The organism is Streptomyces sp. NPDC090045, from assembly GCF_044747975.1.
Classification (GTDB): domain Bacteria; phylum Actinomycetota; class Actinomycetes; order Streptomycetales; family Streptomycetaceae; genus Streptomyces.
The window spans coordinates 1-12,438 of the sequence record NZ_JBIVFA010000021.1 but is presented as its reverse complement, the minus strand read 5'-3'; the positions used below and the strand labels follow the sequence as shown (position 1 = coordinate 12,438).

Below are 12,438 nucleotides of genomic sequence, written 5' to 3'. Positions count from 1 at the left end.
GCTTAGAGCCCCCGGTGGGAGGGGCTGCGCAGGGCCTCCCCGGCCACTTCCGCGACCACCTCCGCCACCGTCGACAGGGCCGGCGAGTCGAGCTTCCACTGCTGCCAGTACAGCGGCACGTCCATCGGCCGCAGGGGCTCCAGCAGCACCAGTTCCCCGGTCCGCACCAGCGGCCGCGCCTGCTGCTCGGGCACCAGCCCCCACCCCAGTCCCGCGACCACCGCGTCGCGGAACCCCTCCGAGGTCGGAATGTGGTGCCGGACCTTGCCCGCCCCGGCCGCCGCGTCCCCGGTCAGCGAGCGGACGAAGGCGTCCTGGAGGTCGTCCTTCCGGTCGAACACGATCGTCGGCGCCTCGCGCAGATCGCGTTCCGGCGCCCCCGTCAGGTACCGGGCCGCGAACCGGGGGCTCGCCGTCGGCAGGTACCGCGCCAGGCCCAGCAGCCGTACGCTGCACCCCGCCACCGGGTCCGGCGAGGAGGTCACCGCCGCCATCACCTGCCCCTCCCGCAGCAACGCCGTCGTGTGCGACTCGTCCTCGCGGTGCAGTTCGATGCAGACCGGCGGATCCTGCGGCACGCGGGTCAGGGCCGGCAGGAACCAGGTGGCGAGGGAGTCCGCGTTCACCGCGATCGGCAGCCGCACCTGGCCGGTCCCGTCGGCCATGCCCAGCTCGGCCCGCGCGTCCCGCTCCAGCCGGGCCAGCTGCCGGGCGAAGCGGACCACCACCTCCCCCGATTCCGTCGCCCGGACCGGTTTCGTCCGCATCAGCAGCACCCGCCCGGTCCGCTGCTCCAGCGCCTTGACCCGCTGGCTGACCGCGGAGGGGGTCACGTGCAGGGCGGCGGCCGCCGCGTCGAAGGTGCCCTCGTCCACCACGGCGAGCAGGGTGCGCACCTGGTCCAGGGGAAGTTCGTCCATCACGAGCGCTAATGGTACGTAAAAATCATTAGCTGTACTGAACAGCCATCGCTGCCTACGGTCGACGACATGACACACGGCATCCTGACCGCGGCCCTCGCCGGCTTCGGCACCGGCTTCTCCCTCCTCGTCGCCATCGGCGCACAGAACGCCTTCGTCCTCCGCCAGGGCGCGCGCCGGCACGCGGTCCTCGCCGTGGTCGCCATCTGCGCCGTGTCCGACGCGCTCCTCATCGCCCTCGGCGTCGCCGGCGTCGGCGCCTTCGTCACCGCCTGGCCGGCCGCCCTGACCGCGGTCGCCCTGGCCGGGGGCCTCTTCCTGGTCGGCTACGGAGTGCTGGCCGCCCGCCGGGTGCTGCGCCCCGTCCCGGGCGCCGCCCTCACCACGGAGGGGGCCGCCGCCGGATCCGGCCGCCGGGCCGTGCTGACCTGTCTGGCCATGACCTGGCTCAACCCGCACGTGTACCTGGACACCGTCCTGCTCGTCGGCTCCCTCGCCGCCGACCGCGGGGACCTGCGGTGGGCCTTCGGCATCGGGGCCGTCCTGGCCAGCCTGACCTGGTTCGTCAGCCTGGGGTACGGGGCCCGGCTGCTGAGCGGCCTGCTCGCCCGCCCGTCGGCCTGGCGGGTGCTGGACGGGCTCGTCGCGGCGACGATGGTCACCATGGGCGGCATGCTGCTGGCCCGCGCCTGAACCGCATGTCGGCGGCGGGCACCGGCCGGGGCCCGGCATAGTGCTCCTGCCGACGACCCGGCCGACGACCCGACCGACGAGACCGCCCCAGGAGCCCGCCGTGCCCGACCGCCCCTCCCCCGACGCGGTGCGCGCCTACCACGCCGCCCGGCCGGCCCCGCTCGTGGCCGCCACCGGGATCGTCCTGGACACCCGTGGGCGGGTCCTCGTCCTGGCCACCTCGGGCGAGGCGGATCCGGAGCTCCCGGGCGGCACGGTCGAGGCCGCCGAGACCCCGGAGGCCGGGCTGGCCCGCGAGCTGCGGGAGGAGCTCGACCTCCACCTGCCCGTCGGCCGGCTGCTGGCGGTGGACTCCCGGCCGCCGGGGGACCTCGGCCGCGCCCTGGTCGTGCACGTCCACCTGGTCGGGCCGCTGACCCCGGAGGAAGCCGCGGCGCTCTCCTTCCGGGACGGCGCGGTCACCGAGGCGCGCTGGCTCCGGCCGGACGAGGCCTGCGAGGCGCTGCCGGCCCGCAGCGCGCCCCGGCTGCGGGCCGGCCTGGCCGCCCTGCACACCGGCTCCTTCGCCCACCTCGTCGGCGGCGTGCCGCAGCCGGGCTCCCCGGCCGGCCTGGACCCGGCCCGGCGCCTCGCCCTGGAACACTCCGGCGCCCTCGACGCGGCCAGCCACCGGGCCAGCCGGCCCAAGGCCGTGACCGCCGCGAGCGTGCTGTTCACCGCCGCGGACGGCCGGGTCCTGCTGGTCCAGCCCGCGTACGGCCGCAGCGAGCGCTGGAACCTGCCCGGCGGCGGCATCGACAGCGACCTCGGCGAGACCCCGCGGGCCGCCGCCCGGCGGGAGGTCCACGAGGAACTGGGCCTCGATCTCGCCCCGGGCCGGCTGCTCGCCGTGAACTGGTCGCACAAGCCCGGCCGTCCGGCGCGCATCCGCTTCCTCTACGACGGCGGCGTCCTCGACGCCGCCGTCCTCGACCGGATCCGCCTCGACCGCACCGAGCTCCTCCAGTGGCGCACCGTCGCGCCCGCGGAACTCCCCTCCCTGGTCAAACCGGCCCTGCGGCGCCAGATCACCGCCTGCCTGACCGCCCGCGCCACGGGCACCGGCCCGCTGGAGCTCCACGCCGGCCGCCCCTGACGGCCGGGCCCGCCCGGCGCGCCGGGCAGCGGCCGCGGGGTTACCGTCGGCGGCATGGACGGTGATCGCCGAAGGTGGCGCCAGTGCCTGCTCGGCGGGGCCGTCTTCGCCGTGTGCATGGCCGGCACCACGCTGCCGACCCCCCTCTACGGCCTCTACCAGGAGAAGTTCGGGTTCTCCGAGCTGATGGTGACCGTGGTGTACGCCGTGTACGCCTTCGGGGTGATCGGCGTACTGCTGCTGGCGGGCAACGCCTCGGACGCCGTGGGACGGCGGCCGGTGCTGCTGGCCGGCCTGGGCTTCGCGGCGGCGAGCGCCGTCTGCTTCCTGTGCGCCACCGGTATGGGGTGGCTGTACGCGGGGCGGCTGCTGTCGGGGCTGTCCGCCGGGCTGTTCACCGGCGCGGCGACGGCGTACGTGATGGAGCTGGCACCCCGCGGCGGCACCTCGCGGGCCACGCTCGTGGCGACGGCCGCCAACATGGGCGGGCTGGGCTGCGGTCCGCTGCTGGCCGGGGTGCTCTCGCAGTACGCCCCCTGGCCCCTCTACCTGACCTTCGCCGTGCACCTCGTGCTGGTGGCGGTCTCGGCCGGCGTCCTGCTGGCGCTTCCGGAGACCGTGACGGATCGGCGGCCGCTGAGCACCGTACGCCCGCAGCGGCCCGGCCTGCCCCCGCAGGTACGGGCGGTGTTCGCGCCCGCGGCGATCGCCGCGTTCGTGGGCTTCGCGCTGTTCGGGGTGTTCACCTCGGTCAGCCCGGCCTTCCTCGCCCAGTCCCTCGACGTGCACAACCGGGCCGTGAGCGGGGCGGTCGTCGCCCTGGCCTTCTTCGCCTCGACCGCCGGGCAGCTGGCGGTCGGCAAGGTCGGGGTGGGGCGCTCGCTGCCGCTGGGCTGCGCCGGGCTCCTCGCCGGGCTGGCCCTGCTCGCGGGCGCGCTGGTGTGGGACCGGCTGGCGCTGGTGGTGGCGAGCGCGCTCGTCGGCGGCGCCGGGCAGGGGCTGGCCTTCCGCGGGGCGCTGTCCGCGGTGGCCGCGGCCTCGCCGCCGGACCGGCGCGCGGCGGTGATCTCGACGCTGTTCGTGGTGGCGTACGCGGGCATCTCGGTGCCGGTGATCGGCGTGGGGCTGCTGGCCGACCCGCTCGGCCTGGAGGGTGCCGGGCTGGTCTTCATCGCCTGCATGGCCGTCCTCGTCTCGGGCGCGGCCGCCTACCTCCTGCGCCGGCCGGTACGGGCGGGGAGCACGTCAGGCCCGGCCTGACGGCCGGGCCTGACGGGAACAGCGGGAGGAACGGTGTGCCGGGATCAGACCGCCGGGACCGGGTAGGTCGGGTACTCCACGCCGGACACGTGCTGGACCACGCGGATGACCTGGCAGGAGTAGCCGAACTCGTTGTCGTACCAGAGGTAGAGGATGGCGTTGTCGCCGTCGACCTTGGTGGCTCCGGCATCCACGATCGACGCGTGGCGCGAGCCGACGAAGTCCATGGAGACCGCGTCGGGGGCCGTGGTGAAGTCGATCTGGCGCTTCAGCGGCGAGTGCAGGGAGACGTCGCGGAGGTAGTCGAGGACTTCCTCGCGGGTGGTCTCGCGGCCCAGGCGCAGGCTGAGGATGGCGATCGAGACGTCCGGGACGGGGACGCGGATCGAGCTGCCGCTGATCGGCGCCTTGAGGTGGGGCAGCGCCTTGGCGACGGCGGAGGCGGCACCGGTCTCGGTGATCACCATGTTCAGCGGCGCCGAACGGCCGCGGCGGTCGGCCTTGTGGTAGTTGTCCAGCAGGTTCTGGTCGTTCGTGAACGAGTGGACGGTCTCCACGTGACCGCGCAGGACACCGTACTCGTCGTCCATGGCCTTCAGCGGCGGGACGATCGCGTTGGTGGTGCAGGAGGCGCAGGACAGGATCTGCTCGTCCGGCTTGATGGTGTCGTGGTTGACGCCGTGGACGATGTTCGGGACGTCGCCCTTGCCCGGGGCGGTCAGGACGACCTTGTCGATGCCGGGGCGCAGGTGGTTCGACAGGCCCTCGCGGTCGCGCCACTTGCCCGTGTTGTCGATGAGGATGGCGTCCTTGATGCCGTACGCCGTGTAGTCGACCTCGGAGGGGTCGTTGGCGTAGATCACCTTGATGCTGTTGCCGTTGGCGATGATCGTGCTCGTCGCCTCGTCCACGGTGATGGTGCCCTGGAACTGGCCGTGGATGGAGTCGCGGCGCAGCAGGGAGGCGCGCTTGACCAGGTCCTGCTCGCCGCCGCCGCGGACGACGATGGCACGCAGCCGCAGGCCGTTGCCGGAGCCGGCCTTCTCGATGAGCAGGCGGGCGACGAGGCGGCCGATGCGGCCGAAGCCGTAGAGGACGACGTCGCGGCCGTCGCCGCGCTCGATCTTGTTCTCACCGGTGGCGCCGACGACGGCCGACGCGGTGAACTCCTCCACCGACAGGCCGCGGTCGTCGGCCTTGTACGCCTCGGCGAGCAGGGCGATGTCGATCTGCGAGGGGCCGAGGTCGAGGGTGGTGAGTGCCTGCAGGAACGGCAGGGTCTCGGTGACCGAGAGCTCCTGGCCGGCGATCTGGCGGGCGAACCGGTGGGTCTTGAGAATGCTGACCACCGACTTGTTCACCAAGGATCGGCTGTGGACCAGGACCGTGACGTCCCGCTCCCGGTGCAGCTTCCCGATGATCGGGATCATCGACTCCGCGATCTCCTCGCGGTTCTTCCAGCTGGTGAACGAGTCCTCATTGACAGTCACAGGATTATCTTTCGAGCTAGGCGGTGCTCATATGCTAACCCGACGCCGCTCCGGCCCCTCAGGCGGTACCCGCCCGGGCCGGGAACGTGCGCTATGCGGCGTAAAGGTGTCCCTGGTTGCGACGGTTTGACCTTTTGGCCTCAGAAGGCATTCCGCCGCCGCATCCCCATCGGGCGGCCGTCCGGGTCGACCAGCAGCCGGTTCAGCGGAGCCGCGAGCAGCCGCTGCGCGGCGGGCAGGTCCGGCGGGACGTAGCGGCGCAGCCGGCCCTGCGGCCGGGGACCGCGTCGGCCGCCTGCGTGCCAGGCGTCCAGCGCGGCGGCCGACGCCGCGAAGGCCTCGAACGCCGCCACCGGATCGCACAGCACGCCCGCCGCCTCCCGGCCCGCCCGGCCCGGAACGCCCGGGCCGTCCCGCGGGTCCAGCGCGTCGAGGTGCTCGCGCATGAGCTCCAGGCGCAGCTCCCGGGCGAAGGCGCGCGCGCCGTCGCCGAGGCCGCCCGGGTCGCGCGGAAGCCGCGGGTCCGGGGTCTCGTCGTACACGGCGCAGCCGAGTTCGGAGTCGTGGGTCCACGAGCGGAGGTTGATGTTGTCGGAGCCGACGGAGGCCCACACGTCGTCGATCACGCACACCTTGGCGTGGACGTAGACCGGGGTTCCGGCGTGGTTCTCCAGTCCGTACAGCGCGACGCGCCCGCCGCCGGCGCGGCGCAGTGCCGCCAGGGCGTCGATCCGCCCGATCAGGTTCATGGGCCCCGTGAGGCGGCCGTCCTGCTCCGGGACCGTGGGGATGACGCCGATCAGCCTCAGCCCCGGATGCCCGCGCAGCGCCCGGGCGAAGAAGGCCGCCACCCGCGGGGACCACAGGTACTGGTCCTCCAGGTAGATCAGCGTCCGGGCCCGCCGCAGCGCCTTGTCGTACGCGCGCGCGATGCTGCGCTCGCCGTCGGGGGCGAAGGGGTAGCCGCTCAGCAGCCGGTTGGGGTAGGTCCGCAGCACCTGGACGGTCTGCGTGCCGCAGGGCGCGGGGTCGGCGGCCTGCGGGGGCAGCCGGTCCGCGCTGGTGTCCTCGCGGTGCGCCAGCGCCCGCAGCCGGGTGAGCGGGCTGCGGCTGAGCGGCGCCGGGTCCTCCCAGCGCTCGCGGAAGACGGCCTCGACGTCGCCCACGACCGGTCCTCGCAGGGCGAGCTGGACGTCGTGCCACGGCGGGTGCGGCCCGTAGGCGGAGGCCAGCGGCAGCGACTGGCGGTCGCCGTGGTGCGCGGCGTCGTCGTGGCGGTTGTGGCAGAGGTCGATGCCGCCGACGTAGGCGACGTCCAGCCCGGGGCGGCCGGGGTGGCGCAGCACCACCATCTTCTGGTGGTGGGAGCCCCCGGGCCGCACCCGCATGTCGAGCAGGCACTCGCCGCCGGCCTCCTGGATCTCCTCGCCCAGGTGGCGGTTCTCCGCCTCGCTGAACTGCAGGCTGTCGAGGTGGGAGCGCCAGAGCAGCCCCTTGACGACGACTCCGCGCCCGGCCGCCCGGGCCAGGACCGCGCCGATCTCGGTTCCGGGCCCGTCGAGGCGCTCGTCGCGGTCACCGCGCCAGTCGGTGAACAGCAGCAGGTCGCCCGCGCGCAGGGCGCGGATCTCCGCCAGCAGCTCCGCGAAGTACGCCGCTCCGTGGACCAGGGGCCGTACGTGGTTGCCCCGCGACCAAGCCGCGCCGTCCGGACGGCGCCGGTCCAGGCGCGTCGCCGGGTTGCCCCGTTCACCGGAGGCCAGCAGCCAGTCGGCGCCGCCGGGGCCGACGGCGTCCGCCGGTCTCACGACCGGCCCGTCCCAGGATCCACCGCACCGCTCCGATTCCGATCATGCGTGCGTGCGTGTCGTGCGTGCGTGCCGCAATCCCAGGCTAGCCGCCGCCGGGGCGGGCGGCCGGGCGGGCGGCCGTCCGGTGGCGACCCGGGCCCGCGCGAGGTCGTGCTCCCGCGGGCCCGGGCGTTCGTCGGGCCGGGTCAGCCCACGGGGTGCGCTTCGGCGCTGCGTACCGGGGCCGGCCGCACGGCCGCCGCCTGGTTCCCGCGGAAGGGCACGTCGGCCATCCGCCGCTCCGGGCCGCGCCTGCTCAGGAACAGGTAGCCGATGAAGGCCGCCGGGCCGAAGAACACCTGGGCGGGGATGAGGCCGGGGGCCTCACCGGTGGCCCGGGCGATCAGGTGCAGGGCGGCGACGGGGGCCACGGCTCCGAAGAGCACCACGAGGGCGATCCCGGTCCGCAGGCCCGGCTTCGCGTACGCCTTGTAGGCGGTGGTGGTGAAGAGGGCGTAGGCGAGCAGATCGCCCATGCCGACGACGGCGCCGAGGTCCTCGCCGATGCGCAGCCCGGCGGCCGGGGCGTACGGATACCCCTGGACGGCTGCGGCGAGCTCCTGGGTCAGCGGTACGACCCAGGCGAAGAAGGCGTCGTAGACGGCGAGGGCGAGCAGGAACCAGGCGACGTTCTTCAGGCGCATGCCGCCCTGGACGTTGAGGTTGGTGGCGGAGACCACGACCAGGCCGACGACACAGCTGTTCGCCACCCAGTAGGGCGGCGCGGTCTCGCCGAACGCCAGGTGGGTGACGAGCACGCTCGCGATCAGCACGGAGATCAGCGCCCAGCGCAGCCGGCCGTTGCCGATGAGGGGCTGGTAGCCGACGGACAGCCCGCCCGCGAAGACCAGGGCGAGCACGGCCGGGAGGGCGGCGCCGGGGAGGGCGAGGTAGACGTACGGCAGGGCCAGGACGAAGCCCATCATCAGGAAGATGTCCTTGCCGTTGAACACGCCGACGGGCGGCCTCGCGGCGCGTACGGCGCGGAAGTAGGCGATCGCGCCGACGACGACCGCGAGTGCCAGGGCGGCCGTGGCCGCGATCTGGAAGAAGACCGTCATGCGTGGCTCCGGGTGAAGGTGTGCTCCAACAGGTCACAGCGGAGGGGGAAGCGGCGCGCGGCCTCCTCGTCGTCCAGCGGCAGGACCGTGACGCGCGCGGCGATGCCCCGGGCCAGCAGCCGCCCGGTCACCTCCGCCGCGGTGGCGTTCCGGGAGGCGACCTCCACGTGGAGCCGGCCGTCGGCGACCGTGGCCCGGTGGCGCAGGGGCCACGGCATTCCGGGGGTGCCGTCGAGTGCCTCCACGATCTCGCGCGGCGTCACGACGGAGTCGGCGGTGCGCAGCAGCGTGCCCGCCTTGCCGAGGATCTGGGAGACGGCGGGCACGGCCGCGAGTTCGCAGTCCGGTTCGCCGTCCAGGGTGCGGACCACGTCGCCGGTGTTGTACCGCAGGACCGGCATGCACTCCCGGTAGGGGTAGTACGGGGTCACGGTCAGCTCCCCGATTCGTCCGGGCCCGGCGGGCTCGCCCGTCTCCAGGTCGAGCACCTCCGTGTATCCCATGTTGGGGTCGATGTGGAGGTGGCGCCGGCTGCAGGTGCGACCGCCGACGGGCAGCAGTTCGGTCATGCCGAAGTTGTCGCCGATGGTCTCGGCCCCGAAGGTCTCGCGCAGGGCCGCGGCGAAGGCCGGGGACACGATCTCCCCGCCGGCGTAGATCGCCCGCAGGCCGAAGTCGTCCGGCCCGTAGCCGCGTTGCCGTGCGGCGGTGAGCATCCGGGCCAGGTAGCTGGGGTTGCCGGTGAGCAGGGTGGGCCGGGTGCCGTTGCGGCCGAGCAGGTGCTCGACGGATTCCTCCGGCGGGACCTGGCCCACCACGTGGCACGAGGCGTTGACCATCCGGCACACCTCGACGTCCTCCTGCACGGCGGCCGTCGCCCGGGAGCTGAGGTTGATCTGCATCCGGTCGCCGGGGCGGATGTCGCCGCGCAGCACGACGGACAGGGCGATCAGCGCGGGCCAGAGCTCCATCTCGTAGCGGGAGAGCCACATCTGCACGGGGCGGCCGGTGGTGCCGGTCGTCTGGGTCGCCAGGTAGGGGGTGCTGCACAGGAAGTCGGCGGGGCGCTCGATCAGGTCGGCCTTGCGGGTCACCGGGATCCGGGTGAGCGTCTCGGTGGTCAGCCCGTCGAGGTCGATGCCGGCGAGGCGTTCGCGGTAGAAGGGGGAGCGCTTGGCGAGTCGGCCGACGGTCCGCTGGAGCGCGCGGTTCTGCAGGTCGCGGCGCTCGGCCGGGTCGGCGAACGGTCCGTCGGCCAGTCCGTCGACGTCGTCGCCGAGCGAGCCGAACTCCTCCAGTGTGGCGAGGGCGTCGGCGACCAGCCGCTCCACGGCCCGGACGTTCAGCCGCCGGCCGAACACCATGGCCATCGCCACCCGGACCTGCCGGACACCGGTTTCCAGCACGCGTGCCTCCCCAAGGCGTCGAGAAGAGGGGTGGGGGCGACGGGCCGCCCCCACCCCCCGAAACAGCGTCAGCTGGCGGAGCAGCTGCCGAAGAAGACGGCCGTCATGGCACCCATGACGTACTTGAACTGCTTGGCGCTGGTCTTGATCGCGCTCATCGGATCCTCCTTGTTCGTTGTTGTGGGACGAACGCCCTGTGGCCCGTGGGGCACCGAAACGTTTCATCCCCGGACCGACAACACACTGGCGCGTTCGCAACACACGGGCAATCATCGGGTCCGTTCAACGGACCGGCGGAAGCGGAGGACGGCACCACCGTTCTCGCTGATGAGCCGGGACGAACGGGGAGTTACGGGCCCATCCGACCGATGGGCTCCGGGCGGAAGGGGGACTCGCTCATGGCCAGATCCGGCGCAGAGGGGCGGGGTGTACTGGAGGGTGCGTTCGCCCTCATGGAAGTGCTCGCACACGGCGAGGAGGTCGGCCTGACCCGTCTGGCGGCCGACGCCGAACTGCCGAAGGCCACGGCCCACCGGCTCCTGGGGCAGCTGGTCGCACTCGGCGCGGTGCAGAGCCGCTCGGGCCGCTACCGGCTCGGGCCGCGCACGTTCCGCCTGGGACAGGCCTGGCACCCCGCGCGCCTGCTGCGCGCGGCCTCGGCCCGGCCGCTGCGCGAACTCGCGGCCGCGAGCGGCCGGCTGAGCCTCAGCCTGTCGGTGCCCGAGGCGGGACACACGATCGTCGTCGGGGGCTTGCGGGGCGAGGTGGACGAGGTCTTCCCGCTGCACTCCGGCATCGTCCTGCCGCCCGGGAGCGCGGCGCAGCTGATCCTCGCGACGTCCGGCCCGTCGGCCGAGCCGCCCGAGGGGTGGACGAAGCCGACGTGGACCCGCGAGGTCACGCGGGCCCGGGAGCGGGGTCTCACCTTCGAGTACGGACAGTGCGTGAGCACGCTGTCGTGCGTGGCGGCGCCGGTGTTCTCCGCATCGGGCCGGGTGGTGGCCGCCGTGGCGGCGACCGCTCTGGACGGCAGACAGATCGCCCCGCTGGGCGAGGCCCTGGGCCGCGCGGCGGCGATGATCAGCGCCAACCTGACCAAGCTGCACTCCCCCGCACCGGCGCCCGGCGCGCAGCTCCGGCACCCGGCGATGGCGCGTCCGCACTAGGCCGGCACGGTGTCACCGGCTGGCGGACTCCCGATCACCACCAAGATCGGGAGCTGCCCCACCTGTACGAGGCATGCCGGTGGGAGCAGTCCCGGGGGCGGACGGCCTGGCCGTACTCACGGCCGCCGCCGGCCGAGCCACCGTCCGCGACGGGAACCGGGGCCGTGTCCCCATCGAGCCCCGGACGCACGAAAGGCCGCTCTCTCACGTATGAGAGAACGGCCTCCGACCTGCGTTTCCGCACAGTCGGGACGACAGGATTTGAACCTGCGACCCCTTGACCCCCAGATCGTTGGGCCGGGGGACTAATCGGGACATACGCGGCCAGTCGAGGGCGTATTGCGTGCACAGACGGGCACCTCGCGCACCCATAAGCATGGATGCTGGTCCCCAACTGGTCCCCAACACCCTCGGCACTCGCTACCCGACCGGAGGGCCGAAGCGACCCTCCCGAGATCACCGAAGCGCCGTGGCCTCGACATTCTGACTATCGAAAAATGCGTGTCGTGCACACTGGTCCCCAGAACTGGTCCCCAAGCCCAGCTTCGTCCGGCCGGAGCTCACCGTCCGACCGGGCCGCAGAAACCGCGCCACCCCACCGCCCACCGTGCGCCCTGCCTGACCAATCACACCGGGCAGGGCACACTGTCGCCGGGCCCAGCATCGCCTCGACTCCCGTGGACTCCGGATCAACCGGCACCACACGTTCAACTCGCCTCACGAGGACTTTCGCCGGACTCCCCGAACTTCGGTACTTGCATCGGATGCATCTCCGCACGGACCCGCGCCACACGGACCGGATGCCGCCACCTACCGTGATCAACAGCTGTGTCACCTTCGAACTCGACCACAATCTCTGGCGCGACCGTCAGATACTCCAGAGAGTCCGTCCTGCCCCAAGACGACGAGAACCGCACCCCCTCCCAGGCGTGTCCTGCGCCGCCAGGTCGTAGGAGCACGATCTTTCGGTAGATCACGGCCTCGCTGGGATAGAAGGCCATGGCGGCCTCACCTCGTGCGGCCATGTCCATGGCCGCAGCGAAGAACATGGACCCCAGCACACCGCGCCGGGTGGCGTGCGGCAACACGCCGGTCTTCGTGATCGCTGCGATCGGGATCGTGTCACCGCCGGGCACGGTCAGTCGCGAAGCATAGAGCGCCATCGTGCCGACCATGTTCCCTTTAGAGCTCGTAACACGATCATGATCGGTATTTCTTGAGTCGGCGCCAGCAGATCAGGCTGCAGGCAAGGGAGACGAAGGCGTAATGGAGTTCGGTGCGGCGTTCCCAGCGGACGGCGAGTCGTTTGAACTGGTGGAGCAGGGCGAAGGTCTGCTCCACGACGTAGCGGGGCTTGCCCAAGTTCCTGATGTTCGGGCAGCCCTTGCTGGAGATCACAGGCAGGATCCGGCGCTTGCGAAGCTCTTCGCGGTTGGGGTTGGAGTCGTAGCTCTTGT

Annotated in this window: 9 protein-coding genes and 2 pseudogenes; 4 read left to right on the top strand and 7 right to left on the bottom strand. The window is 73.0% G+C overall.

Annotated features, from left to right (window positions below):
• Positions 1-2 precede the first annotated feature (2 nt).
• On the bottom strand, positions 3-920 hold the full coding sequence (locus tag ACIPYQ_RS37060) for a LysR family transcriptional regulator ArgP (RefSeq protein ID WP_401258619.1): 918 nt from the start codon (positions 918-920) through the stop codon (positions 3-5).
• A 69-nt stretch (positions 921-989) separates the two neighbouring features.
• On the opposite strand from ACIPYQ_RS37060, the gene ACIPYQ_RS37055 reads away from it, so the two are divergent.
• The 3 genes from ACIPYQ_RS37055 to ACIPYQ_RS37045 all read left to right on the top strand — a co-directional run bounded on the left by ACIPYQ_RS37055 (position 990) and on the right by ACIPYQ_RS37045 (position 4,008).
• On the top strand, positions 990-1,613 hold the full coding sequence (locus tag ACIPYQ_RS37055) for a LysE/ArgO family amino acid transporter (RefSeq protein WP_401258617.1): 624 nt from the start codon (positions 990-992) through the stop codon (positions 1,611-1,613).
• A 100-nt stretch (positions 1,614-1,713) separates the two neighbouring features.
• Positions 1,714-2,748 (top strand): NUDIX domain-containing protein, encoded by a 1,035-nt coding sequence (locus ACIPYQ_RS37050; RefSeq protein ID WP_401258616.1) that lies wholly within the window; start codon positions 1,714-1,716, stop codon positions 2,746-2,748.
• Between the two features lie 54 nt (positions 2,749-2,802).
• Positions 2,803-4,008: an MFS transporter gene (locus tag ACIPYQ_RS37045; protein ID WP_401258614.1), complete on the top strand. Its 1,206-nt coding sequence runs from the start codon at positions 2,803-2,805 to the stop codon at positions 4,006-4,008.
• A gap of 44 nt (positions 4,009-4,052) precedes the next feature.
• Here ACIPYQ_RS37045 and ACIPYQ_RS37040 read toward each other — a convergent pair whose 3' ends face one another.
• From ACIPYQ_RS37040 to ACIPYQ_RS37025, 4 genes are all read right to left on the bottom strand, one after another.
• Complete coding sequence (locus ACIPYQ_RS37040) at positions 4,053-5,498, bottom strand: glyceraldehyde-3-phosphate dehydrogenase (RefSeq protein WP_361751963.1); 1,446 nt, start codon at positions 5,496-5,498, stop codon at positions 4,053-4,055.
• 140 nt (positions 5,499-5,638) lie between these two features.
• On the bottom strand, positions 5,639-7,306 hold the full coding sequence (locus tag ACIPYQ_RS37035) for a phospholipase D family protein (protein ID WP_401258612.1): 1,668 nt from the start codon (positions 7,304-7,306) through the stop codon (positions 5,639-5,641).
• Between the two features lie 188 nt (positions 7,307-7,494).
• A complete protein-coding gene (locus ACIPYQ_RS37030) occupies positions 7,495-8,409 on the bottom strand; it encodes a hypothetical protein (RefSeq protein WP_401258611.1) in 915 nt (304 codons plus the stop codon).
• On the bottom strand, positions 8,406-9,815 hold the full coding sequence (locus tag ACIPYQ_RS37025) for a phenylacetate--CoA ligase family protein (protein ID WP_401258609.1): 1,410 nt from the start codon (positions 9,813-9,815) through the stop codon (positions 8,406-8,408). The genes ACIPYQ_RS37030 and ACIPYQ_RS37025 overlap by 4 nt, the downstream gene beginning before the upstream one ends.
• Before the next feature lie 452 nt (positions 9,816-10,267).
• On the opposite strand from ACIPYQ_RS37025, the gene ACIPYQ_RS37020 reads away from it, so the two are divergent.
• Positions 10,268-10,981 (top strand): IclR family transcriptional regulator, encoded by a 714-nt coding sequence (locus ACIPYQ_RS37020; RefSeq protein ID WP_401258607.1) that lies wholly within the window; start codon positions 10,268-10,270, stop codon positions 10,979-10,981.
• Positions 10,982-11,688: 707 nt separating this feature from the next.
• Here ACIPYQ_RS37020 and ACIPYQ_RS37015 read toward each other — a convergent pair.
• Together ACIPYQ_RS37015 and ACIPYQ_RS37010 are read right to left on the bottom strand one after the other, a co-directional pair.
• Positions 11,689-12,159, bottom strand: a pseudogene (locus tag ACIPYQ_RS37015) (GNAT family N-acetyltransferase); the annotation flags it as partial.
• A 22-nt stretch (positions 12,160-12,181) separates the two neighbouring features.
• Positions 12,182-12,438 (bottom strand): annotated as a pseudogene (locus ACIPYQ_RS37010) (IS5/IS1182 family transposase); the annotation flags it as partial.

Excerpts from the sequence above, each read along its gene's own strand:
- ACIPYQ_RS37030 (WP_401258611.1), bottom strand. The coding sequence starts at position 8,409 with ATGACGGTCTTCTTCCAGATCGCGGCCACGGCCGCCCTGGCACTCGCG.
- ACIPYQ_RS37045 (WP_401258614.1), top strand. The coding sequence starts at position 2,803 with ATGGACGGTGATCGCCGAAGGTGGCGCCAGTGCCTGCTCGGCGGGGCC.
- ACIPYQ_RS37060 (WP_401258619.1), bottom strand. The coding sequence starts at position 920 with ATGGACGAACTTCCCCTGGACCAGGTGCGCACCCTGCTCGCCGTGGTG.
- ACIPYQ_RS37020 (WP_401258607.1), top strand. The coding sequence starts at position 10,268 with ATGGAAGTGCTCGCACACGGCGAGGAGGTCGGCCTGACCCGTCTGGCG.
- ACIPYQ_RS37055 (WP_401258617.1), top strand. The coding sequence starts at position 990 with ATGACACACGGCATCCTGACCGCGGCCCTCGCCGGCTTCGGCACCGGC.